This window comes from Neisseria perflava, assembly GCF_019334725.1.
GTDB lineage: Bacteria > Pseudomonadota > Gammaproteobacteria > Burkholderiales > Neisseriaceae > Neisseria > Neisseria subflava_A.
Map to the genome: position 1 here is coordinate 2,248,081 of NZ_CP079818.1, position 22,391 is coordinate 2,270,471.

The window sequence follows — 22,391 nt, forward strand, 5'->3', positions numbered from 1 at the left end:
ACATGAACGGTAAATACTACTACGGCACAGGCCGCCGCAAAAGTTCAGTGGCTCGTGTATTCTTGACTAAAGGTACCGGCCAAATCATCGTAAACGGCCGCCCCGTTGACGAATTTTTCGCACGTGAAACCAGCCGCATGGTTGTACGTCAACCTCTGGTTTTGACTGAAAATGCCGAATCTTTCGACATCAAAGTTAACGTAACCGGTGGTGGCGAAACTGGTCAATCCGGCGCCATCCGTCACGGCATCACCCGTGCACTGATCGACTTCGATGCAGCTCTGAAACCAGCCCTGTCTCAAGCAGGCTTCGTTACTCGCGATGCTCGTGAAGTTGAACGTAAAAAACCTGGTTTGCGCAAAGCACGTCGCGCAAAACAATTCTCCAAACGTTAATACGTTTTCAGAATCGAATCAAAAAGCCTTGCTTTGCAAGGCTTTTTTCATTTATCAAACAATAATCCAATATCCCCGCAATATATGATGAAAACCCTGCTCCACTACGCCAAATCATTGCTTCAGGCTGTGATTCTCTTCATCTTCTTATCCCTGATTGTCGACTGGGTGCGCAAGCCTGACCAACCTTTGCAGTCGGCAGCACAAACACTGACTTTAACCAATGGTCAAACCACTTCCCTCCAATCCTTCAGCCAAAATCGGGTTGCCGTCGTTTATTTTTGGGGCAGCTGGTGTCGTATTTGTTCATACACATCATCAACCATAGAAAAACTGCACCAAGACAATATCCCAACATTGGGCGTAGCCTTGCGCTCCGGAAGTGACGCGGACATTGCCCACCATATGCAACAAAACAATCTATCCTTTCCAAACTTCAACGATTCAGACGGCCTGATGGCTCAAAAATGGAACATAGCCGTCACACCAACCATTATCATATTAAAAGATGGCAAAATGATTCATCACACATCCGGACTTTCCAGTTATATCGGATTAAAAATCAGAATTTACTTGGCAAATATCTTCAGCTAAATTCATTGAAAATCCACTAAAAATAGAAAATCTAAAGAATAATTTCACCTGAATATATTCAAACAATTCAATTTCATAAATAAATAAACTATCTCTTTCCCAATAACATATCATTTTGTTGAGATTATAAAGAAAATAGACTAAGATATAACCATAAGAACAATTGGAAACATTATTATCAAAACAAACTGTTAGAGATTCTCATCTAATATCGTGGCAGTGATGCTTTTGTTCCCATAGACCCGGCTGCCGATGGCAGCCTTAAAACAGCAATATTCACCTTTATCAATCTACCTCACGCTTCAACGGTTTGATTTTTGATAACACCGGAGACTTAGTAATGCCCAACCAATCTAAACATGCATCTATCAATATCGGTCTGATTCAGGCACGGGAAGCATTGATGACCCAATTCCGCCCTATTCTGAACCAAGCCAATATTACTGACCAGCAATGGCGTATCATCCGGCTCTTAGCGGAAAACGGCACACTCGACTTTCAAGATTTGGCCAATCAGGCCTGCATCCTTCGCCCCAGCCTGACCGGCATTCTGACTCGCCTGGAAAAAGCAGGTTTGGCCGTTCGCCTGAAGCCTTCCAACGACCAACGCCGTGTTTATCTGAAACTAACGCCCGAAGGTGAGAAACTCTATGAATCCATCGGTGCATTGGTTGACGAACGCTACGATGCGATTGAAAAAGTTCTGTCCAAAGAAAAAATGGCACAACTCAAAGAACTCTTGGCAGAGCTGGCAAAAATCGAACAGGCATTAAAATAAAGAAAGCCGGATGACAGACTCAACACACACACTCAAGAGACCATTTCGAGATGCCATGGCCTCCTGTGCCGCCGGCGTACACATTATCACGACAGACGGCGAAACGGGACGCTATGGCATTACTATGACTGCCGTAACTGCCGTTACCGACGAGCCGCCGACGGTCATGCTGTGCATCAACCGCCAATCCGCCATCATTCCCATCCTGCAAGGCAACCGTGACTTGTGCATCAACACGCTCAACGACAGCCAACAGGATGTTGCTGAACACTTTGCCGGACTGACCGACCTCTCGCCCGAAGAACGCTTCGAATACCATATTTGGCACAGGGGACAAACCGGACAGCTTGAAGTCGAAGGTGCGCTGGCGCACCTGCACGGCAGCATTGTCGATCAACGCGAAATCGGCACGCATTACGTCTTTTTCGTTCAGCTCAACGAAATCCGCAATACCGACACGCAGGCACCGGCATTGCTGTATTTTCGTAGGCAATTCAAATCTTTGGCATAAATAAAGGTCTCAGGCCGTCTGAAAAATGAAACCGATGTTTCAGACGGCCTGAGACTTTTTCTGTTTCACACATTATAGGCACACCCATGAAAGCAATGATATTGGCCGCCGGTCGCGGCGAACGCATGCGCCCGCTGACCGACCACACGCCCAAACCCTTACTCGAAGTAGCAGGCACGCCGCTTATCGGCTGGCACTTGCGCCGCCTGCAACAAGCCGGTTTCACTGAAATCGTCATCAACCATGCCTGGCTTGGCCAACAAATCGAAGATACCTTGAAAGACGGTTCGGACTACGGCGTACGCATTGCCTATTCTCCAGAACTCGCCGGAGGCCTGGAAACCGCCGGTGGCATTGCCACCGCCCTGCCTCTTTTGGGCGACGAGCCGTTTTTGGTCGTCAATGGCGATGTGTTGACTGACATTGATTTCCAAGCTGCACGACTGGCTGCCCAGCGTATGCAGGAACACAACCTTCTCTCCCATTTATGGCTGGTGGACAATCCACCCCACCATCCCGAAGGCGACTTCGGCCTGCTTTCAGACGGCCTGGTATCCGCCTCATCTGCAGACGGCCAAGCCCTGACTTTCAGCGGCGTGGGCGTTTATCATCCCGCACTTTTCAAAGATACCCCGGCGCATCAGGCTGCCAAACTTGCCCCTCTGTTGCGTCAAGCCATGAGCCAAAGCCAAATCAGCGGCGAACACCACAACGGCCTTTGGTTGGACGTCGGCACAGTCGAACGCCTGCAAGAAGCCGACCGTGTCGCCCAAAGCTGGTAAAACAAAAGGGGCGTATCCGATACGTCCCTTTCAATATCAAAGGCCGTCTGAAAATATTGACCAACTCAGTTTTCAGACGGCCTTAATCTATCATCAAGCTTTAGCCAATTTCTTTTCTTTCTTCATTCCCAACAAGCCATTGACAATCATCACGCACAATCCCGACCAAATCAGGCCATAGCCGATCAATGCGCCTTTTTGCACCGGCTCACCCAGCCATACAATCGACACAATAAAAAGCAATACAGGCTCCAAATAGCTCAACATGCCGAACACCGCAACCTGCAACAACTGACTCGCCTTCAAATTCAAATGCATAGATATTGCGCTATTGAAGCCTAGCAACACAATAAAGAAAATTAAAACCGGTTTGGCCGCAATCATCGCCGGCGTATCCGTTGCAAATATAATATACGCCAACGCAAATGGCGTAATCATCATCAAATCAAAAGTCAGACCGATTAAAGAAGGCACACCCAGTTTTCGGCGTGGCAGATAATAAAACGGATAGGTGCCGAACACCCATACAGTCGTCCACGAAAACGCACCCGACCGTAGCAACTCGCAAGCCACGCCTGCACATGCCAACGCAACGGCAACCGTCTGCAACCGGTTTAAACGCTCTTTAAACCAAATCCGCCCACCCAGCATCATCGCCAAAGGAAACAGGAAATAACCCATGGCGATGTTTACCCCTTCGCCGTTGACCGGCCCCCAGACAAACAGCCACAACTGGCTGGCAAATATCGGCGTCGGCAATACAATCAACAGCCACCGCTTCCAATCACGGCCGATATTGTTCGCAAACCGCGCCGCCGCCTGCCAACCGTTGACCATGGTCATCAGCACGCATAAAGCCGACAGCATCGCCACCATACGCCACGCAAAAATTTCCGTGCCGCTCATCGGCTGCATCCATACGCCGTACAGAAACAGCATGGCAAACAACAAATTGGACGCTATCGCAGCCAGCAAACCTTTGGATAAATTCGTCATTTCAGACGGCCTTTTGCAATCAATCAAAGTTAATATTGTAGAAAAAACGGATGAAAAAATTACTCATCTTTTTGAATGAAGTTTTACCGCAAACATCCGTTTCATTAAAGGCCGTCTGAAAACCATATCTTCAGGTTTTCAGACGGCCTTTCATTGCATCGAAGCAGTCTAATACATCAGCCCTGCTTCACAATATCCGACAGCGGCCAGCGCGGCTTAACATTGAATGCACTGACAGCCTGACGCTCGGCAAGACGCATCGCGCCGGCAAAGGCAATCATTGCGCCGTTGTCGGTACAGTATGCCATCGGCGGAAAATAAACATTGATTTTTTCTTCCTGCGGTTTGGGTTTGCCTTTTTCAGACGGCATTTTGACGGTTAAGCGCGAAAATTCATCACGCAGTTTCCAGTTTGCACCCACACCACCGGCAACCACCAAAGTTCTGAAGCCGGTATCCAACAACGCTTTTTTGGCTTTGGCCGCCAATACGTCAACTACCGCATCTTGGAAAGCGCGGCAAATGTCGTTGCGTGTTTGTTCGGGAATTTCATCGCTGCCGGTTTCGGCACGGACTTTTTCAACAGCGGTCAAAACGGCGGTTTTCAAACCAGAAAAGCTCATCTGCAAATCATGTGAATGGAGCATGGGGCGTGGAAATGTGAAAGCATCAGGCGTGCCAAGTTTGGCCAGCTCGGACAATTTGGCACCGCCGGGATAAGGCAGACCTAAAAGCTTGGCCGTTTTATCAAACGCCTCGCCTGCCGCATCGTCTACGCTCTCACCCAACAAAGTGTAATCGCCGATACCGCGTACAGCCATAAATTGCGTATGTCCGCCCGACACTAGCAAAGCGACAAATGGAAATTCAGGCTTGTCGTCTGCCAACAAAGGCGAGAGCAAATGTCCTTCAAGATGGTGGACGGGGATGACGGGCTTGCCGATGGCAAATGCCAACGCATTGGCAAATCCTGAACCGGCCAGCAATGCGCCGCCCAAGCCCGGGCCTTGCGTAAAGGCAACCGCGTCGATGTCGGCATAGCCTACGCCAGCCTCCTTCAAGCAACCTTGCGTCAACGGCACGACACGGCGGATATGGTCGCGGCTGGCCAATTCGGGGACAACGCCGCCGTATTCGGCGTGCATCGCCATTTGTGTGTGCAAATGATGCGCCAACAGGCCGCGCTCGGTATCGTAGAGCGCAACGCCAGTTTCGTCGCAAGATGATTCAATTCCTAATACCAACATGGTTTGAGGCCGTCTGAAAAAATGATTAAAAACGATTCAGACGGCGTTTTCTCCGAAAACGGAAAAAGGCCGTCTGAAATAAAGTGTGGGATAAGCTGCTTACAAAGTGCCGTAAGAATGCAGGCCGCTCAAGAACATATTCACGCCGATAAAAGCAAAGGCGGTAATGATCAGGCCGATGACTGCCCACCAAGCCAACACCCTGCCGCGCCAGCCTGCCACCAGCCGCAAATGCAACCAGACAGCGTAATTCAGCCAAACGATGAATGCCCAAGTTTCTTTCGGGTCCCAGCTCCAATAGCGGCCCCACGCGTCAGCCGCCCACAATGCGCCGAGAATGGTGGCAATCGTGAAGAACAGGAAACCAACGGCAATCGCTTTGTACATCACTTCTTCAATGACTTGCGAGTGCGGCAGCCATGATTTTTTGCCTGCATCTTCTTTTCTGAGTGCCAGCAGTTCGGCAATACCCAGCATGGCGGCAATACAGAATGCGCCGTAGCCGATAAAGTTGGCCGGAACGTGGATTTTCATCCACCAAGACTGCAAAGCCGGAATCAGCGGCTGAATGGCATGAGCCTCGCGTGAAACGCTGTACCACAAGACAAATCCGACCACAATCGCCATAAAGCTGAAGACAAAGCCACCCAATTTTTGTACGGCAAAACGGCCTTCGTAATAGAGGTACATCAGCGCCGTAATGACCAAGAACAAGATGAATACTTCGTAAAGGTTGGAAACCGGAATATGGCCGGCATCGGGACGCAGCAGATAGCTTTCATGCCAGCGCACCAGCAAACCGACAAAGCCCGCCATCGCGGAAACCCACGCAAATACGGTACCCATGCCCAAAAGCGTATTGGACGGCACATTTTTGCGCACCGCCGCTATCGCACCGACGATATAGGCAAACAAGGCAAAGAACACAAACGCGCATTGCCACATAATCGCCGACTGGCTGCTTAACAGGTATTTGAGCAGGAAGCCGTCTGCGCGTTTGATGTCGCCCCCATACAAATCAACGGCCAAATACGCCAAGCACACGCCCAAAGGGATAAACCAGCGCATCGGTTTGAAAAACCAACCCAGAAAAACGGCAATCCCAGCACTCACCCACAAAATCACCATTTCGTAGATGTCCATGTGCAGACCGGCCTGGGTTTGGGCAATAAACGCACCGACTGCAATCAGCAGCGCGAATGCCCAGTCGAAAAGGTTGAGGTTTCGGATAAATGATTTGTGTGTCAGAAGCTCATGCTCGGGCAAGGCCTGATATTTGTTATTCATGGTTCAAATCCTTGGCAAGCTGCTGCAATTGCCGTGTGTGTTGCGGAAATTCTTTCTGCAAGTCGCGTTCGTTGCGGCTGGAAGACATGGCAAAACGGATACGGCCGTCTGAAAACAGCAGCCAAGCCCGTTTTTCACGAATATAGAACATAAATACCGTACCCAACACCAGCAATACCGAACCCAAATACACCAGGAATGCACCCGGTGAACGGGTCATCTGCAGGCCGGAAGAGCGTACTTCGGTAAAACTTTCCAATTGCAGCATCATTGGCGCGGGATATTCGGTCAAACCGGTGTAAGCATCCATTGCATGCAGCAGGAAGCGGTTGCGTTTTTCATCTTGCGGCCAAGCCGGCAGATTGTATGTGCTGATCGTATCTTCCAAAGCGGCATTCATCACGCCATAGAGCATCTCATAGAAATAGCCCTGCATTTTTTCCTGCTGCTCTTTCGGAATATTGGTGGTAACAAATTCGTCCAAAGCCAAATAGCCGCCTTTGGCAAAAATCGACAAAGTGTTTTCCGCCGCTGCCATGAATTGCTCACGGATTTCGGCAGGCGCGCCTTTAACGGCATTAGCAACGGTTTTACGGCGTGCCGCATCATCTTTCAGATATTGGCGCAAAGCCATAAAGGTGTCGATTTGGCCGTTTTTATCCATCGGAATGCGCAACCAACGATATTGCTGCGCCAAGCCGCTGCGAGTGCCGGTAATGAAGAAATAGTCTTCATCTTGTTTTACCGGCAACATATAGTTTTTATATTCGACCGCCTGCCCTGCTTTGTCGCGGATGCGGTAAACGATAGACGGGCCTATATTGGTGTATTTTTTGCCTTCCTGACGAACGGAGCGAACATCGTTGAGGGCGGATTTCAGGTTTTGCTCTTTTTCAGACGGCTCGCTCATGTCTTCGACGTTCATCGAAGTAAACTGGTCGAATTCCAATTTATAAGAAGCCTTGCCCAAATCCAGCGGAAACTCGCGCATGGAAGTTGCTTTGAGTTTGACCGGAGTGCGGTCGGCATCAGCCAGATTCCACGCTTTAAACGTCAAGTCCGAGCCGCCGTCGGCAAAACTTGCCTGATAAACTGTAATACCGTGCAGCGTCAAAGGATGGTTGACGCGGATGGTGTGTTCGCTGACTTTGCCGGTCGCCTTGTCCGTTACTTCCAAGTCACTAGCAAAATCACGCGGCATACCGGTATCGTAAAAATCAATATGGAATTTCTTCAATTTGACGGAAAACGGTAAGTCTTGCACGAGCATGCCGTTATCCGCATTCAGAAACACCACGTCCGCGCTCTGCCCTTCCGCGATATTGACGTTGCCCCTAAACGACAGGTTGGATTCTCCCAACACGCTTTCGGGCTTAAAGTCTTTGGCATAAACCGCCGTATTGTCCGGCACGACTTGGCCGGTAAGCATACCGATTTTCAGCAGGATATTGCTGTCTATCAAACCGCCCAAACAAATCACAATAAGCGCGGCATGGGCAAAGATATAGCCCCATTTGTTCATCGCGCCTTTTTTCGCCGCCACCAAAACCGAGCTGTCTTCACGCGTAACCGTTTTGCAGCCGTAGCCCTGCACTTCCAAATATCGTTGCGCGACTTCAGGCGTCACCTGTCCGTCTAAAACGATGGAATGGCGCATTGCCGCCAGCGATTTTTCCTTCGCGTTTTCACGGAACGAACGAATCTCGCGCAAAAACGGCGGAACATTGCGAATCAGGCACAATCCGGTGGAAATCACCAAAAACATCATGATGACAACGAACCACGCCGAGGCGTATACGTCGTACAGGCCCAAAAAGCCGAAAATCTGCGACCAAAACGGGCCGAATTTCACCAAATAATCGACTTGTGGCTGGTTTTGCTGCAAGACCGTACCGATAATCGAAGCCACGCCCAACAGGCTGAGCAGGGCGACGGCAAAACGCATGGAGCTGAAAAAGGCAAACCACGGTCTGCGGATGAGTGGGACGGATGATGAAGATTTACTCATGTCTCAAATGTCGGCTTGGGGCAACCCGATCCGATGGAACGGACTGCAATGACGTGTGATGCGAAAGGAAGAATACTGCATATTGTAGTAAAAATCTTGCTGTCGCTATTTGAAAAAAACAATCAGGCTTATCGGCCTATATTGGCTAAGGCCGTCTGAAGGGTTTTCAGACGGCCTGTATCAATAAGCTCGTTTCAAAACGAAATTAGTGCAAACCTTGGATAAAGTTGGCTACTGCGTTCAACTCTTCTTCGCTCAGGCGGTTGGCAATATCGGCCATGATGGCGTTTTTGCGTTGGCCGGATTGGTAAGCTTTCATTTGCTCGACAACGTAAGCTTTGTGCTGGCCGCCCAGACGAGGATAGGCTTGGATTTCAGTACCGCCGCCAGGGATACCTGCGCCGCTAGGACCGTGGCAAGACATACATGCCGGCAGTTTTTTAGCGCTCAGGCCGCCGCGATAGATTTTCGCGCCCAGCTCTGGGTTTTCTTTAGGATTGGCTTCGCCCGGTTTGCCTTGTTGTTTAGCATAGTAGGCGGCAGCGTCGCGGATGTCTTGTTCGGACAAGTTCATCACCATCGGTTTCATTACGCCGGCAGCACCGTGCGTACGGGTACCGTCTTTGATGGCCATGGTTTGACCGTAGGTGTAGGCCGCAGCCTGACCTGCCAGTTTAGGATAAGTTGCGATACCGCTGTTACCATCGGCTGCGTGACACGCCGCACAGATAGTAGTCGCTACCTGTTTGCCTTTTTCAGCATCTGCTTTAGGGGCAGCGGAAACCGCACCGGCAGCCAATACCAAGGCCAATAAAGTCAATCGTTTCATGGAGTGCTCCTGATTACAGCATTGCGTACCGCGTCAATGCCTTTTTTATACTCAAATACCGGGGAATTTTCCCGATTAAAACCGATAATTCTATAAACGTGCTATTCTATACCAAGTTTACATTAAATTACTACTCAAATTACCAAACTGCTGCAACATAAATGCCCGATACAAATTATGATGTTGCAGTTTTGTTTCCATGTAAGGAAATCCTGATGAACCTTTTTCAAAACGCCAAATTCTTTACAACGGTCAACCATCTGAAAGACCTGCCCGACACGCCAGCCGAGATTGCCTTTGTCGGCCGAAGCAATGCCGGCAAATCCAGCGCCATCAATACTTTAACCAATCATGTGCGCCTTGCCTACGTTTCCAAAACACCGGGCCGCACCCAACACATCAATTTCTTTGAACTGGAAAACGGCAATTTCATGGTCGACTTGCCCGGCTACGGCTACGCGCAAGTACCGGAGGCCATCCGTGCGCACTGGGTCAAACTCTTGGGCGACTACCTGCAACAACGCCGCCAACTGATCGGCCTGATTTTGATTATGGACTCGCGCCATCCGCTCAAAGCTTTAGACATCCAAATGCTGGACTTTTTCCACATCACCGGCCGTCCTGTGCATATCCTGCTGTCAAAAGCAGACAAGCTGTCTAAAAACGACCAGATTAAAACTTTGGCGGCGGTAAAAAAATCACTCAAACCCTACACCGAACGTCAAAAAATTAGCGTTCAACTGTTCTCCAGCCTGAAAAAACAAGGTATGGACGAAGTCAATCAAGTGGTCGGCTCATGGTTTGACGCGCATCGCGAAGAAATAGAAAATCTTGCAGGCGAAACATCGCCTGAGTGATTGTAAAACAAGGCGGAATGAGATAAGTTGACCAACCGCAAATCTTATTCTGTCATTTGGTTTCTCACCATCGCATTTACCATTTAATCCGGGGGCATGTCTCACACATGCCCTTTTTTTCATCACGCTTTTTTTGTTTTCACACGCAAACCACAATCTGCGCCAAATATGCCATCACAACATATCAGCAAGGCCGTCTGAAAACGCGGCTTCGATCTCCATTATTAAAGTGTTAATTTTAGTATTGCAACCCATTACACATCTTAGCGTTTTGCTCATGTTCAGCTAATTGTTGAGGCATAGAATGCATTCATCGTTCAACAACACAGTAGGAAAGAAAATCATGAAACGCATTAACGCTTTTATTTCAAAAAAACTCATCATTGCCGGTATTATTGCTTCAAGTTTGGGCGTTGCCGGTGCGGCAGGTACCATGGCTTTCAAAGAAGGTATGTTTGCAAAGGTTTCCGGCCAGCAAGCAGCCGCAGCAGCGGTAGCAGAAGTGGGCGGCGTCGTTAAAGATGTCGATTACAAATACAAACAACATTTGGGCGGCCGTTACAAAGTAGAAATCTTGAAAGACGGCGTTGAATACGAAGCTTTGGTTGATGCTCAAAACGGCAAAGTATTGGCAGTAGCACAAGATGACGATCAAGACAAACGACACTTTGGTAAACATGATAAGCATCATAAACATGACAATGCTGAGCCCTCTTCATCGCAAAATACAGATTATCAGGCTCCTGCCGATGCTGCACCTGGCACACCTGAAAATGCAACCACTTCCGAGGTAACAAAATCTTAATTTAAACTTTAAAAAAGCCAATGCTGTCTGAAACTTTCAGACGGCATTGGCTTTAATGCAGCATTATTTAAAACACGATTTACATCAAGCCAATCGTTTTCAGACGGCCTTTGTCTCATCTTCGCCGTCTACCCACCCTGCTTCTTTCAATTTCCGCCGTTGCGCGTCATAACGTGCTTTTTCCGCCCAATACATTGTCTGAATACAGGCATCGCCGCACTCGCTGCCGCAACATTCCCATGACTCGGGGAGGACGGGTTCGTCTAACAACGGCTCGCCCAAGATGGCTTCGGCTTTATTCTTCAGGGTCGTATCCATCAGCGATTTCCAAGCGCGCACCGTCAAACTCAATCACTTCGCCGCCGCGTATTTTGGCAGTTTTACGTATTTCGGTTTCGCCGTTGCGCAACACCAGCCCTTCGGCGATAAACGCTTTTGCCTGTCCGCCGCTTTCGGCAAGACCGGCCAATTTCAACAGGTCGCATAAAGCGATGTATTCGTTGTCTTCAAGATAGACGGTTGCTTCCATCATTCAATCCTTTTCAATAATGGCGATATTTTAACATGGCCGTCTGAAAGAAAGCCCCCTTCTGTTTTATTTGCTTTATCCAACCTCATTACATTTGGTTTTCAGACGGCCTTTCGCTGCCAACCCTGCTACAATACGCCTTTTATTGTTCACGCCGATTTTGCCATGACCGAGCCGACCTACATCCCCCTGCGCCTGCATACCGAATTCTCGATTACCGACGGTATGGTGCGGATTAAAAAACTGATTGCCAAAGCGCAGGAATACGGTTTACCTGCTTTGGGCATCAGCGATTTGATGAACGAATTCGGCTTGGTGAAATTCTATAAAGCCTGCCGCGGTGCAGGGATTAAGCCCATCGGCGCGGCAGATGTGTGGATAGGCAATCCGAATGCGTCCGACAAGCCGTTTCGTGCCATGCTGATTATCCGCAACGATGCGGGCTATCTGCGCTTGAGCGAACTTTTGACGGAGGCCTATGTCGGCAAAGACCGCAATATCCATCATGCGGAACTTAATCCCGAATGGCTGGAAAACGGCGACAACAGCGGCTTGATTTGCTTGAGTGGCGCACATTACGGCGAAGTGGGCGTGAATCTTTTGAACAGCAACGAAGACGCAGCGCGTGCGGCGGCGTTGAAATATGCGGCATGGTTTCCCGATGCGTTTTATTTAGAGCTGCAACGCCTACCCGAACGACCCGAATGGGAGGCTTGCGTTTCCGGCAGCGTGAAACTGGCAGAGGAATTGGATTTGCCGGTGGTAGCGACGCATCCGACTCAGTTTATGAGCCGCGACGATTTCAACGCGCACGAGGCGCGGGTGTGCATCGCAGGCGGCTGGGTGCTGACGGACAAGAAACGTCCGCGCGATTTTACGCCGAGCCAGTTTTTCATTCCGCCGGAAACGATGCTGGAACGTTTCGCCGACTTGCCCGAAGCCTTGGAAAACACGGTGGAAATTGCCAAATGCTGCAATCTGCACATCACATTGGGCAAAAACTTCCTACCGCTCTTCCCTACTCCGGACGGTCTGTCGCTGGACGATTATTTGGTGAAGCTGTCCAACGAGGGTTTGCAGGAACGCATGGTTCAGCTTTATCCCGACGAGGCGGAGCGTGCGGCAAAAATGCCGGAATATCAAGAACGTTTGGATTTTGAGCTGAACATCATCATCCAGATGGAATTCCCCGGCTATTTCCTTATTGTACAAGACTTTATCAACTGGGCGAAAACGCACGGCTGTCCGGTCGGGCCGGGCCGTGGTTCGGGTGCAGGCTCGCTGGTGGCGTATTCATTGAAGATTACCGACCTTGATCCGCTCAAATACGCGCTACTGTTTGAACGTTTCTTAAACCCTGAACGCGTCTCCATGCCTGACTTTGACGTTGACTTCTGTCAGGCAAACCGTGGCCGCGTGATTGAATATGTGCGCGAAAAATACGGCGCGGAAGCGGTCAGCCAGATTGTTACCTTCGGCACGATGTCGTCCAAAGCGGTCATCCGCGACGTGGGACGCGTGCTGGAACTGCCGTTTATGCTGTGCGACAAACTGTCCAAGCTGATTCCGTTGGAAGCCAACAAACCCCTGAGTTTGGAAAAAGCCATGGAGGCCGAGCCGCAAATTCAGGAATTAATTGAAGCAGAAGAAGCGGACGAACTGATTACGCTGGCGAAAAAGCTGGAAGACCTGACGCGCGGTCTGGGTATGCACGCGGGTGGCGTGTTAATTGCGCCGGGCAAGATTTCCGATTACAGCCCCGTGTATCAGGCGGACGAATCCGCCTCGCCCGTATCCATGTACGACAAGGGCGACGTGGAAGACGTGGGTTTGGTGAAATTCGACTTTTTGGGTCTGCGCAACCTGACCATTATCGAAATGGCGCAGAACAACATCAAAAGCACCACCGGCGATATCGTCGATGTCGGCAAGATTCCGCTTGACGACCAGGCCGCCTACCAAATCTTCCGCGATGCGAACACCACCGCCGTCTTCCAGTTTGAGTCGACCGGCATGAAAAAAATGCTGAAAACGGCGCATACGACCAAGTTTGAAGAACTCATCGCCTTCGTATCGCTCTACCGTCCCGGCCCGATGGACAACATTCCCGACTTCGTCGCGCGTATGAAAGGCCAAGAATTCCAATACATCCATCCGCTGCTCGAAGGCATCCTCGCGCCGACCTACGGCATTATGGTGTATCAGGAACAAGTGATGCAGGCGGCGCAGATTATCGGCGGTTACTCGCTCGGCGGCGCGGACTTGCTGCGCCGCGCCATGGGTAAGAAAAAGCCTGAAGAAATGGTGAAACACCGCGAAATCTTCGCCGAAGGCGCGGCAAAACAAGGTATTTCGCGCGAAAAATCCGACGAAATCTTCAACTACATGGAAAAATTCGCCGGCTACGGTTTCAACAAATCCCACGCCGCCGCCTACGCCCTGATTTCCTATCAGACCGCATGGCTCAAAGCCCACTATCCCGCCGAATTTATGGCGGCAACCATGTCGTCTGAATTGGACAATACCGACCAGCTCAAACATTTCTACGACGACTGCCGCGCCAACGGCATCGAGTTCCTGCCGCCCGACATCAACGAATCCGACTACCGCTTCACGCCGTATCCGAACATGAAAATCCGCTACGCACTCGGCGCGATTAAAGGCACGGGCGAAGCCGCCGTCGAATCCATCATCGCCGCGCGGCAAAGCGGCGGCAAGTTTACCGGCCTCTTGAACTTCTGCGAGCGCGTCGGCAAAGAACACATGAACCGCCGCACCCTCGAAGCCCTGATACGCGGCGGCGCGTTCGACAGCATCGAACCCAACCGCGCCATGCTCTTGGCGAACATCGACCTTGCCATGAACAACGCCGACCAAAAAGCCGCCAACGCCAATCAGGGCGGGCTTTTCGACATGATGGAAGACGCCATCGAACCGGTGCAGCTCGTCGATGCCCCCATGTGGAGCGAATCGGAAAAACTCGCCGAAGAAAAAACCGTCATCGGCTTCTACCTCTCCGGCCACCCGTTCGGCCCTTATGCCCAAGAAGTCCGCCAAATCGCCCCGACCAAATTAGGCCGTCTGAAACCGCAAGACAGCGTGCGCCTCGCCGGGTTCGTTACCGCCGTGCGCACCATGATGGGCAAACGCGGCAAAATCGCCTTCGTCAGCCTCGAAGATTTGAGCGGACAGATTGAAATCATGGTCAGCGGCCACACGCTGGAAAACTGCGCAGACTACCTCAAATCCGACCAAGTGCTGATTATCGAATCCAAAGTCAGCCGCGACGACTACGGCGGCGGCGACGGACTGCGCATCATGGCAAACCAAGTCATGACCCTGCAAATGGCGCGCGAACGCTACGCCCGCAGCCTCAGCCTCGCCCTCGCCCCCGGCCACGACATCACGCGCCTCGCCGCCATCCTCACTACACACCGCCTGCCCGACACGTCGCACATCCCGCTGCAACTATCGTACAGCAACGGCAAAGCATCGGGTAAATTGAAAATTGCGCCCAAATGGATTGTAACGCCAAGCACCGCCTTGTTTGACGAACTGGAAACATTGCTCGGCAGCAGGGCAGTTCGTGTGAATTGGTAAGACTAAAGGCCGTCTGAAACTACACGTTCAGACGGCCTTTAATTTAAAAAGCGCTTTAAAAACATAAATCAAATACGGATTGAGGCTTTCAGACGACCTTATTGTATAGAGAGATTATCTGAAAAGTTTATTGCAAGAGACTTTGGCTAATAGGAAAAGATAGCCCACAAAAAAAGGGGGGGGGGAAAATACACCCCCTTTTTCTATAGAAGCCCCATATCAAAGGCCGTCTGAAAAACAGTTTTATTTAACGATTTCAACCGGGCCGTGGTCGTCGCAGTGATCGCCGTGTTGGTGATGCAGACGGCCGTTGACGATGTAGTCGACGTGATCGCCGTGCGGTACAGCTTCGTGGCCGCAACCTTCGCCGTGAATGTGGCCGTGGCAGGTGTCAACCGGATGGCAGCCGTCAGGGTTGGTTTTATTGACACTCAGAGCATGCTCGTCGTAGTGGCCGTTGTGCTCATGGTGCAGGTGGCCGTCGTGCAGATAATCGACGTGGCCTTCGTGTTGGATGGCAGTGTGGCCGCAGTTTGCGCCGTGAACGTGGTCATGATGTTCGTGGGTTTTGCAGGTCATTTTTTCTCTCCTAATGTTCAGTGAATAGCAATCTTTCGCGATTGATTCTTTCATTTTATCTTTTTTTGATACAAACGTAAAAAATTTTACAGTTATTAATATATTGTTACGATATATCATCTGTTGATATATAAGCCTATTTTATTTTTCAGACGGCCTTTCATCTATAATTCATTTATTTTCAGCGAGAACTTCAAACCCTTCCGGCAATGTAAAATATCGAATTTTTCAGCCGTAACAGGTAACATGGAAACAAAGGGATGGGTTCTTCAAACAAACAGGTACTGCAATGGGAAAACAAGCCAGACTTTATATGGTTCGCAGCACGCAAGGTGCGCTTTATGATGTATTTTTTGAACGCGGTGTGGCGGCGTTGGCCTGGCCCATGCTGGCCGAAGCGGCGGCCAAGGGTTTTGGCCGTGAGAAACTGACGGATATTTACCGTTCGGCCGTGCCGGATGTGAAATTGAGAACAGCGCAATCGGGTGCGGCTCAGATGTGGCGGTTTTCCAACGAGTTGGCCGATGGAGATGCCGTACTGACCTACTCGCCTGCCCTGCGCCGTTATCGGATCGGCAGGATTACAGGCGGCGCAGTACATTGTCCGCAATGGGACGATGAGAAAATGTCGCTGGTGCGGCCTGTTGAGTGGCTGGGCGAAGTATGCCGTGATGATTTGAGCGTGGCAGCACAACGGGCTTTGGGTAGCGTGGCAACTTTGTTTGCAGTATCGGAAGTGTGTGCGGCAGAAATTTTTGAACGCGTGGGTTTTCAGACGGCCTAAAAAGGGAAAGGAAACAGCATTATGTGGAACACCATACAGGAATGGCTGAACGCTTTGCCTGTCAGTGAAGAAATCATCAAATCGGCTTTGATGTCGATGGTGATGATTGTGGCCGTCATTGCCGGGCGCAGCATTTTGCTCTCGGCTCATTTTCGCAGCCATCCGGATTTGAGCATCGAAAACAAACGCCGTTCGCTGGTGGTCAGTCGCAACATCACCATGCTGCTGCTCTTGTTCGGGCTGGCGATGATTTGGGCGGCGCAGATTCAAACTTTGGCGTTGTCGATGTTTGCGGTAGCTGCGGCAATTGTGGTGGCGACCAAAGAATTGATTATGTGTTTGTCCGGCAGCATCCTGCGCTCGGTAACCAAACAATATTCCATCGGCGACTACATCGAAATCAACGGCCTGCGCGGACGGGTGGTCGATATCAATATGCTGAACACGCTGATGATGCAAATCGGCCCCAATCCGTTGATTGGCCAGCTTTCCGGCAAAACACTCTCGTTTCCCAACAGCCTGCTTCTGAGCCACACCGTGCGCCGCGACAATATTTTGGGCGATTATGTAATTCATACGGTGGAAATTCCCGTACCGATTCATTTGGATTCGGACGAAATCATCGGCCGTCTGAAAGATGTTCTTGAGCCATTGTGCGAGCCTTATGTCCCTGCCATCAAGCAGCATTTGGAAAACGTGCAAACCCAAAAATTGTTTATCACGCCCGCCGCCCAGCCGCGTGTATCCCGTGTGCCACATGATGACAAGGTGTATAACATCATCGTGCGCTTTGCCTCGCCCGTAGCCAAACGCTTGGAAATCCAACAGGCGGTTTTGGACGAATTCTTACGCACGCAATGCCAATTAATCAATAAATTAAAATAGTCCAGTTTATATATACTATCAAATCACTTACAATACCCAAATTTATAATCAACAATAAGGAAAACTCATGTTGCCCGAATCAGCCCTTGCCGAAATGTACCCTGTAATCATGACCCCCAGCCATGACGGCAAATATTTCCACAACTACACCCTCTCACTTCTGAACATCGTCCACACCAATGCCGCACACGGCCTACCGCTTCAAGTGATGATGCAGCGCGGCGAAAGCCTGATTACGCGCGCGCGCAACAACTGCGTGGCCACATTCTTAGAAAACAAAGAATGGACGCATTTATTTTGGATTGACTCCGACATCGGCTTCTCTCCCGATTCATTCTACCGTCTGCTTTTGGCCGACAAAGACGTTGTGGCAGGCATTTACCCGCTCAAACGCGACAACTGGCCTGAAGAAGGTGTTCCGGCCGGCACGACTCAAGCCGACTTCGAGCGCATGTACACTTCTTATACCGTCAACACCAGCGAAAAAAATGAAAACGGTGAAATCGTACTGAAAGTCGATGAAGACGGTTTTATGAAAGTCCATGACGCGCCAACCGGCTTTATGGTTATCAAGCGCAGCGTATTTGAAAAAATGATGGCAGCCTACCCCGAGTTGAACTACATCTCCGACAGTGACTACAACAGAGAAGACAAAGGCCTACACTACCGCTTCTTCGACTGCATGGTTGATCCGAAAAGCAAACGCTACCTGTCCGAAGATTACACCTTCTGCCACCTCTGGCGTCAAATCGGCGGCGAAGTGTACGTCGATGTACAATCCAACCTGACCCACCAAGGTGCAAAAGTGTATCGCGGCTCGTTTGCCGAATCCCTGCAAACCAATGTTGCCAATGCCGTATTTGCCCCGAAAGGCACACCAATGCGCCTCGAACTGGCTGCGCCATTGCACGCCAATCCGCGCGGCGCAGAATAAAATTGGCCGACAGGCAGACAAGACACTTTAATTCTATCTGTCTGCCACCATATAACGCCTATCGTTTTCTTTTCAGACGGCCACAAGGCCGTCTGAATCCATCTTATTCAGGAGAAACCATATGAGCGACAACGTCCTGCTCCACTTGGGCGAAGAACCCCGTTTCGACCAAATCAAAACCGAAGACATCAAACCCGCCCTGCAAACCGCCATTGCCGAAGCACGCGAACAAATCGCCGCCATCAAAGCGCAAACGCACACCGACTGGGCCAACACCGTCGAAAAACTGACTGACATTACCGAACGCGTCGGCCGCATTTGGAGCGTGGTTTCCCATCTCAATTCCGTGGTCGATACGCCCGAGCTGCGTGCCGTATACAACGAATTGATGCCTGAAATCACCATTTTCTTTACCGAAATCGGTCAAGACATCGAGTTGTACAACCGCTTCAAAATCATCAAAAATTCTGCCGAATTCGACACCCTCTCCCCTGCGCAGCAAACCAAGCTCAACCACGACTTGCGCGATTTCGTCCTCAGCGGTGCCGAATTACCGCCCGAACAGCAGGCAGAACTGGCGCAACTGCAAACCGAAGGCGCGCAACTGGGTGCCAAATTCGCACAAAACGTCCAAGACGCGACCGACGCTTTCGGCATTTACTTTGACGATGCCGCGCCGCTTGCCGGCATTCCTGAAGACTCCATCGCCATGTTTGCCGCCGCCGCGCAAAGCGAAGGCAAAACAGGCTACAAAATCGGCCTGCAGATTCCGCACTACCTCGCCGTTATCCAATACGCCGACAACCGCGAATTGCGCGAACAAATCTACCGCGCCTACGTTACCCGTGCCAGCGAATTGTCTGACGAAGGCAAATTCGACAACACGGCCAACGTCGAACAAACGCTTGCAAACGCGCTGAAAACCGCCAAACTGCTCGGCTTCAAAACCTACGCCGAGCTGTCACTGGCAACCAAAATGGCGGATACGCCCGAACAGGTTCTAAACTTCCTGCACGACCTTGCCCGCCGCGCAAAACCATTTGCCGAAAAAGACTTTGCCGAAATCAAAGCCTTTGCACGCGAGAGCCTGAATATCGAAGATCCGCAATCTTGGGATTTGAGCTACGCCGCCGAAAAACTGCGCCAAGCCAAATACGCCTTCAGCGAAACCGAAGTGAAAAAATACTTCCCTATCAGCAAAGTATTGGCAGGCCTGTTTGCCCAAATCAAAAAACTCTACGGCATCGAGCTGGCTGAAAAAACCGTCCCCGTTTGGCACAAAGACGTGCGCTATTTCGAGCTGAAACAAGACGGCCAAACCATCGGCGGCATTTACATGGACTTGTACGCACGCGAAGGCAAACGCGGCGGCGCATGGATGGACGGCTACAAAAGCCGCCGCCGTTTCGCCGACGGTACGCTGCAACTGCCGACTGCCTACCTCGTCTGCAACTTTACCCCGCCGGTCGGCGACAAAGAGGCGCGTTTGAGCCACGACGAAATCATCACCCTCTTCCACGAAACCGGCCACGGCCTGCACCACTTGTTGACCCAAGTTGACGAAGTGGGCGTATCCGGCATCAACGGCGTCGAATGGGACGCGGTCGAGCTGCCTAGCCAATTCATGGAAAACTTCGTTTGGGAATACGACGTATTGGCGCAAATGTCCTCGCACGAAGAAACCGGCGCGGTATTGCCGAAAGAGCTGTTCAACAAAATGCACGCGGCCAAAAACTTCCAACGCGGTATGTTCCTCGTCCGTCAAATGGAATTTGCCCTCTTCGACATGGAAATCTATCATCAGGAAGATGAAGGCCGTCTGAAAGAATGGCCGCAAATCTTGGACAAAGTGCGTCAAGAAGTCGCCGTGACCCAACCGCCGGCATACAACCGCTTTGCCTTGAGCTTCAGCCACATCTTCGCCGGCGGCTACTCCGCAGGCTATTACAGCTACGCATGGGCGGAAGTTTTGAGTGCAGACGCTTACGCAGCGTTTGAAGAAAGCGACGATGTGGCCGAAACCGGCCGCCGCTTCTGGAAAGAAATACTGGCCGTCGGCGGTTCGCGCAGTGCAGCCGAATCCTTCAAAGCCTTCCGCGGCCGCGAACCAAGCCTGGATGCCCTGCTCCGCCACAGCGGTTTCGACAACGCAGCTTGATTTGAAAATCCGCCGTTTTAATTGCTGATTCAACACCAAAGGCCGTCTGAAATGTTTCAGACGGCCTTTTTATAATCCATTCAATATGTTCAGCAAAACAAATAATAAAAATATTCAGCCGATAAAACCACTCAGCGCAGAACGCCGCAACGATTGCCAAGCTCAATATTTTCCCAATGCGGACAAGCCGCCCATAAAAACAGGGCATGTTCCCATGCCCTATCATTTGAATTTCAGACGGCCTTTCGGTTGTCAAAACTTATTAGGAACAATAAGTACACCCTGTCCCTAACAAGATTTTCGAGAAAACAGAAGTCCAGATTTCAAACTTCTATCTCCCCCTACCCATCGCTAAAATTAGTTTTTGCCCTTTTTATCACCGGCATCCAAGCGCATATTGATAAATTCCATCATCAAATCTTTTTTCGTCCAGAAAAAGGTTTTCATTTTTTCCAAAGAATAGATTTTCCGAATCATCGCCGGCAATCCTGCATGAACGATGGCGGCGACTTCACCATTGGTTGTTTCATTATCCATGGCGGCTTTGAGGCTTAGATTGTGCGTATTCAGGTAGTTGCTAAGCTCTTTCCTGACGCTGTTGCTGATTTCAAATTGTTTCATGTTTTCCGTCCATAATGTTTTTATAATTAAATAGCATAGGATTTTAACAAGTTTTTTGCATTGTGCATATATCAACTTGCATATTGTTGCGAAATTTACAATTTGGTTTTTGGGTAAAATCGCGCCTGCAACACATTGTTGTGGCGAACTAAATCAGATTGTTTTGACTATTTTATTTTGGCTCGGGCCGTATTGCGGATAAAATAATGGTTTTAGGTTTTGGGGCCGTCTGAAATGTATTTGTGGTTTAAGCTGTTACACATATTTTTTGTGATTTCTTGGTTTGCCGGACTGTTTTATCTGCCGCGGATTTATGTGAATCTGGCGCAATTAGAGCCTGGTAGCGTGGAATATGTACGGCTGACGGATATGTCGCGCAGGCTGTACCGCTTTATGTCGCCTTTGGGCTGGGGAACGCTGATATTTGGCGCGGCCATCGGGTTTGTAAATAATTGGTGGGGCAACGGCTGGCTGGCGGTTAAATTATTGTGCGGCCTGCTGCTCTTGGCTTACCAGCTTTATTGCGGTCTGCTGCTGCGCCGTTTTCAAAACGGTAGCAATGTGTATTCGCACCGCTGGTATCGGGTATTCAACGAACTCCCCGTATTGATGATGGTGGCCGCGCTTTATATGGTGGTTTTCAAGCCGTTTTAATCTTCAGACGGCCTGTTTGGTAAATAAGGAAAGAATTCATGACGGTCGAAATCGAACGCCGCTTTTTGCTGGCGGATGACAGTTGGCGCGAAGCGGCAAGCGAGCCGCTGGTGTTGCAACAGGGCTATTTGAGCGTGGAAAAAGAGCGCACCATCCGCGTGCGGATTATCGGTTCGCAAGCATGGCTGACCCTGAAAGGCTATATTTCCGACATGACGCGCAGCGAGTTTGAATACGAAATCCCGTTGGCTCACGCGCAAGCAATGATGGCGGACATGTGCCCGTTTAAAATGGAAAAATACCGCTATCGGGTCGAATTTGAAGGCTTTGTATATGAAATCGATGAATATTTCGGCGACAATGCACCATTGATTGTGGCGGAAATTGAATTGCCGTCTGAAGATACCGAGTTCCCCAAACCGTCTTGGCTGGGTCAGGAAATCACGTCAGACGGGAAATTCACCAATGCGTATCTGAGCAAACATCCGTATTCGTCTTGGACGGAATAAGGGCGACAACCTCTCTGCACATACAAAAAAGGCATGTATCGAACATGCC

23 protein-coding genes are annotated in these 22,391 nt (G+C 50.3%); 14 read left to right on the top strand and 9 right to left on the bottom strand.

Features of this window, described 5'->3' with window-relative positions:
- The first annotated feature begins 2 nt into the window (after positions 1-2).
- The 5 genes from rpsI (at position 3) to murU (ending at position 3,060) form a co-directional block, all read left to right on the top strand.
- A complete protein-coding gene (gene rpsI, locus LPB400_RS10765) occupies positions 3-395 on the top strand; it encodes a 30S ribosomal protein S9 (protein WP_003681515.1) in 393 nt (130 codons plus the stop codon).
- 84 nt (positions 396-479) lie between these two features.
- Entirely contained in the window at positions 480-989 is a 510-nt protein-coding gene (locus LPB400_RS10770; protein ID WP_199900384.1) for a protein disulfide oxidoreductase, read from the top strand.
- Positions 990-1,329: 340 nt separating this feature from the next.
- Entirely contained in the window at positions 1,330-1,767 is a 438-nt protein-coding gene (hpaR, locus tag LPB400_RS10775; protein WP_003684610.1) for a homoprotocatechuate degradation operon regulator HpaR, read from the top strand.
- A gap of 10 nt (positions 1,768-1,777) precedes the next feature.
- Positions 1,778-2,278 carry a 4-hydroxyphenylacetate 3-monooxygenase, reductase component gene (gene hpaC, locus LPB400_RS10780; protein ID WP_070460485.1) on the top strand — a complete coding sequence of 167 codons (501 nt, stop codon included), beginning with the start codon at positions 1,778-1,780 and terminating at the stop codon, positions 2,276-2,278.
- A gap of 86 nt (positions 2,279-2,364) precedes the next feature.
- Complete coding sequence (gene murU, locus LPB400_RS10785) at positions 2,365-3,060, top strand: N-acetylmuramate alpha-1-phosphate uridylyltransferase MurU (RefSeq protein WP_070460487.1); 696 nt, start codon at positions 2,365-2,367, stop codon at positions 3,058-3,060.
- Positions 3,061-3,153: 93 nt separating this feature from the next.
- Here the strand turns inward: murU and rarD are convergent, their stop codons facing one another.
- The 5 genes from rarD to LPB400_RS10810 all read right to left on the bottom strand — a co-directional run bounded on the left by rarD (position 3,154) and on the right by LPB400_RS10810 (position 9,427).
- Positions 3,154-4,056, bottom strand: a complete 903-nt coding sequence (gene rarD, locus LPB400_RS10790) for an EamA family transporter RarD (protein ID WP_107792223.1) — start codon at positions 4,054-4,056, stop codon at positions 3,154-3,156.
- A gap of 176 nt (positions 4,057-4,232) precedes the next feature.
- A complete protein-coding gene (gene tsaD, locus LPB400_RS10795) occupies positions 4,233-5,303 on the bottom strand; it encodes a tRNA (adenosine(37)-N6)-threonylcarbamoyltransferase complex transferase subunit TsaD (RefSeq protein ID WP_219088986.1) in 1,071 nt (356 codons plus the stop codon).
- 99 nt (positions 5,304-5,402) lie between these two features.
- A complete protein-coding gene (ccsB, locus tag LPB400_RS10800) occupies positions 5,403-6,590 on the bottom strand; it encodes a c-type cytochrome biogenesis protein CcsB (protein ID WP_107792224.1) in 1,188 nt (395 codons plus the stop codon).
- Positions 6,583-8,535: a cytochrome c biogenesis protein ResB gene (locus tag LPB400_RS10805; RefSeq protein ID WP_199900389.1), complete on the bottom strand. Its 1,953-nt coding sequence runs from the start codon at positions 8,533-8,535 to the stop codon at positions 6,583-6,585. The genes ccsB and LPB400_RS10805 overlap by 8 nt, the downstream gene beginning before the upstream one ends.
- 268 nt (positions 8,536-8,803) lie before the next feature.
- On the bottom strand, positions 8,804-9,427 hold the full coding sequence (locus LPB400_RS10810) for a c-type cytochrome (protein ID WP_003684518.1): 624 nt from the start codon (positions 9,425-9,427) through the stop codon (positions 8,804-8,806).
- A gap of 215 nt (positions 9,428-9,642) precedes the next feature.
- Here LPB400_RS10810 and yihA point away from each other — a divergent pair, with 215 nt between their 5' ends.
- Positions 9,643-10,284, top strand: coding sequence for a ribosome biogenesis GTP-binding protein YihA/YsxC (gene yihA, locus LPB400_RS10815; protein WP_049336942.1), 642 nt, complete (start codon positions 9,643-9,645; stop codon positions 10,282-10,284).
- A 343-nt stretch (positions 10,285-10,627) separates the two neighbouring features.
- On the top strand, positions 10,628-11,089 hold the full coding sequence (locus LPB400_RS10820; RefSeq protein WP_225905463.1) for a PepSY domain-containing protein: 462 nt from the start codon (positions 10,628-10,630) through the stop codon (positions 11,087-11,089).
- A gap of 99 nt (positions 11,090-11,188) precedes the next feature.
- On the opposite strand, the gene LPB400_RS10825 is transcribed toward LPB400_RS10820, so the two are convergent.
- The gene (locus LPB400_RS10825; RefSeq protein WP_107769117.1) at positions 11,189-11,407 is read right to left on the bottom strand and encodes a hypothetical protein; all 219 of its coding nucleotides are present in this window, start codon (positions 11,405-11,407) and stop codon (positions 11,189-11,191) included.
- A complete protein-coding gene (locus tag LPB400_RS10830; protein ID WP_025458008.1) occupies positions 11,385-11,618 on the bottom strand; it encodes an RNA-binding S4 domain-containing protein in 234 nt (77 codons plus the stop codon). Before LPB400_RS10830 ends, LPB400_RS10825 begins: the two co-directional genes overlap by 23 nt.
- Positions 11,619-11,783: 165 nt before the next feature.
- Between LPB400_RS10830 and dnaE the strand changes: the two genes are divergently transcribed.
- Positions 11,784-15,218, top strand: a complete 3,435-nt coding sequence (gene dnaE / locus LPB400_RS10835) for a DNA polymerase III subunit alpha (protein ID WP_107810924.1) — start codon at positions 11,784-11,786, stop codon at positions 15,216-15,218.
- A gap of 243 nt (positions 15,219-15,461) precedes the next feature.
- On the opposite strand, the gene LPB400_RS10840 is transcribed toward dnaE, so the two are convergent.
- Positions 15,462-15,797 carry a hypothetical protein gene (locus tag LPB400_RS10840; protein WP_070460500.1) on the bottom strand — a complete coding sequence of 112 codons (336 nt, stop codon included), beginning with the start codon at positions 15,795-15,797 and terminating at the stop codon, positions 15,462-15,464.
- A 289-nt stretch (positions 15,798-16,086) separates the two neighbouring features.
- Between LPB400_RS10840 and LPB400_RS10845 the strand changes: the two genes are divergently transcribed.
- The 4 genes from LPB400_RS10845 (at position 16,087) to LPB400_RS10860 (ending at position 20,558) form a co-directional block, all read left to right on the top strand.
- On the top strand, positions 16,087-16,581 hold the full coding sequence (locus LPB400_RS10845) for a restriction endonuclease (RefSeq protein WP_070460502.1): 495 nt from the start codon (positions 16,087-16,089) through the stop codon (positions 16,579-16,581).
- 21 nt (positions 16,582-16,602) lie between these two features.
- Positions 16,603-17,466, top strand: coding sequence for a mechanosensitive ion channel family protein (locus tag LPB400_RS10850; RefSeq protein ID WP_070460504.1), 864 nt, complete (start codon positions 16,603-16,605; stop codon positions 17,464-17,466).
- A 67-nt stretch (positions 17,467-17,533) separates the two neighbouring features.
- Positions 17,534-18,400: a hypothetical protein gene (locus LPB400_RS10855; RefSeq protein WP_219088989.1), complete on the top strand. Its 867-nt coding sequence runs from the start codon at positions 17,534-17,536 to the stop codon at positions 18,398-18,400.
- A 121-nt stretch (positions 18,401-18,521) separates the two neighbouring features.
- Positions 18,522-20,558 carry a M3 family metallopeptidase gene (locus LPB400_RS10860; protein ID WP_107792231.1) on the top strand — a complete coding sequence of 679 codons (2,037 nt, stop codon included), beginning with the start codon at positions 18,522-18,524 and terminating at the stop codon, positions 20,556-20,558.
- A 357-nt stretch (positions 20,559-20,915) separates the two neighbouring features.
- On the opposite strand, the gene LPB400_RS10865 is transcribed toward LPB400_RS10860, so the two are convergent.
- A complete protein-coding gene (locus LPB400_RS10865) occupies positions 20,916-21,179 on the bottom strand; it encodes a hypothetical protein (protein WP_070713750.1) in 264 nt (87 codons plus the stop codon).
- A gap of 234 nt (positions 21,180-21,413) precedes the next feature.
- Here LPB400_RS10865 and LPB400_RS10870 point away from each other — a divergent pair, with 234 nt between their 5' ends.
- Both LPB400_RS10870 and LPB400_RS10875 read left to right on the top strand, forming a co-directional pair.
- Positions 21,414-21,833: a CopD family protein gene (locus tag LPB400_RS10870; protein ID WP_004520906.1), complete on the top strand. Its 420-nt coding sequence runs from the start codon at positions 21,414-21,416 to the stop codon at positions 21,831-21,833.
- 38 nt (positions 21,834-21,871) lie between these two features.
- Positions 21,872-22,342, top strand: coding sequence for a CYTH domain-containing protein (locus tag LPB400_RS10875; RefSeq protein ID WP_049328324.1), 471 nt, complete (start codon positions 21,872-21,874; stop codon positions 22,340-22,342).
- Positions 22,343-22,391 lie beyond the last annotated feature (49 nt).

What these genes read in the sequence shown, in the direction of transcription:
- LPB400_RS10830 (WP_025458008.1), bottom strand. Translation starts at nt 11,618, where the DNA reads ATGGAAGCAACCGTCTATCTTGAAGACAACGAATACATCGCTTTATGC.
- yihA (WP_049336942.1), top strand. Translation starts at nt 9,643, where the DNA reads ATGAACCTTTTTCAAAACGCCAAATTCTTTACAACGGTCAACCATCTG.
- LPB400_RS10855 (WP_219088989.1), top strand. Translation starts at nt 17,534, where the DNA reads ATGTTGCCCGAATCAGCCCTTGCCGAAATGTACCCTGTAATCATGACC.
- LPB400_RS10845 (WP_070460502.1), top strand. Translation starts at nt 16,087, where the DNA reads ATGGGAAAACAAGCCAGACTTTATATGGTTCGCAGCACGCAAGGTGCG.
- hpaC (WP_070460485.1), top strand. Translation starts at nt 1,778, where the DNA reads ATGACAGACTCAACACACACACTCAAGAGACCATTTCGAGATGCCATG.
- rpsI (WP_003681515.1), top strand. Translation starts at nt 3, where the DNA reads ATGAACGGTAAATACTACTACGGCACAGGCCGCCGCAAAAGTTCAGTG.
- murU (WP_070460487.1), top strand. Translation starts at nt 2,365, where the DNA reads ATGAAAGCAATGATATTGGCCGCCGGTCGCGGCGAACGCATGCGCCCG.
- rarD (WP_107792223.1), bottom strand. Translation starts at nt 4,056, where the DNA reads ATGACGAATTTATCCAAAGGTTTGCTGGCTGCGATAGCGTCCAATTTG.
- tsaD (WP_219088986.1), bottom strand. Translation starts at nt 5,303, where the DNA reads ATGTTGGTATTAGGAATTGAATCATCTTGCGACGAAACTGGCGTTGCG.
- LPB400_RS10870 (WP_004520906.1), top strand. Translation starts at nt 21,414, where the DNA reads ATGTATTTGTGGTTTAAGCTGTTACACATATTTTTTGTGATTTCTTGG.
- LPB400_RS10770 (WP_199900384.1), top strand. Translation starts at nt 480, where the DNA reads ATGATGAAAACCCTGCTCCACTACGCCAAATCATTGCTTCAGGCTGTG.
- LPB400_RS10820 (WP_225905463.1), top strand. Translation starts at nt 10,628, where the DNA reads ATGAAACGCATTAACGCTTTTATTTCAAAAAAACTCATCATTGCCGGT.
- LPB400_RS10860 (WP_107792231.1), top strand. Translation starts at nt 18,522, where the DNA reads ATGAGCGACAACGTCCTGCTCCACTTGGGCGAAGAACCCCGTTTCGAC.
- LPB400_RS10875 (WP_049328324.1), top strand. Translation starts at nt 21,872, where the DNA reads ATGACGGTCGAAATCGAACGCCGCTTTTTGCTGGCGGATGACAGTTGG.
- LPB400_RS10850 (WP_070460504.1), top strand. Translation starts at nt 16,603, where the DNA reads ATGTGGAACACCATACAGGAATGGCTGAACGCTTTGCCTGTCAGTGAA.
- dnaE (WP_107810924.1), top strand. Translation starts at nt 11,784, where the DNA reads ATGACCGAGCCGACCTACATCCCCCTGCGCCTGCATACCGAATTCTCG.
- ccsB (WP_107792224.1), bottom strand. Translation starts at nt 6,590, where the DNA reads ATGAATAACAAATATCAGGCCTTGCCCGAGCATGAGCTTCTGACACAC.
- LPB400_RS10810 (WP_003684518.1), bottom strand. Translation starts at nt 9,427, where the DNA reads ATGAAACGATTGACTTTATTGGCCTTGGTATTGGCTGCCGGTGCGGTT.
- LPB400_RS10865 (WP_070713750.1), bottom strand. Translation starts at nt 21,179, where the DNA reads ATGAAACAATTTGAAATCAGCAACAGCGTCAGGAAAGAGCTTAGCAAC.
- LPB400_RS10825 (WP_107769117.1), bottom strand. Translation starts at nt 11,407, where the DNA reads ATGGATACGACCCTGAAGAATAAAGCCGAAGCCATCTTGGGCGAGCCG.
- hpaR (WP_003684610.1), top strand. Translation starts at nt 1,330, where the DNA reads ATGCCCAACCAATCTAAACATGCATCTATCAATATCGGTCTGATTCAG.
- LPB400_RS10840 (WP_070460500.1), bottom strand. Translation starts at nt 15,797, where the DNA reads ATGACCTGCAAAACCCACGAACATCATGACCACGTTCACGGCGCAAAC.
- LPB400_RS10805 (WP_199900389.1), bottom strand. Translation starts at nt 8,535, where the DNA reads ATGCGTTTTGCCGTCGCCCTGCTCAGCCTGTTGGGCGTGGCTTCGATT.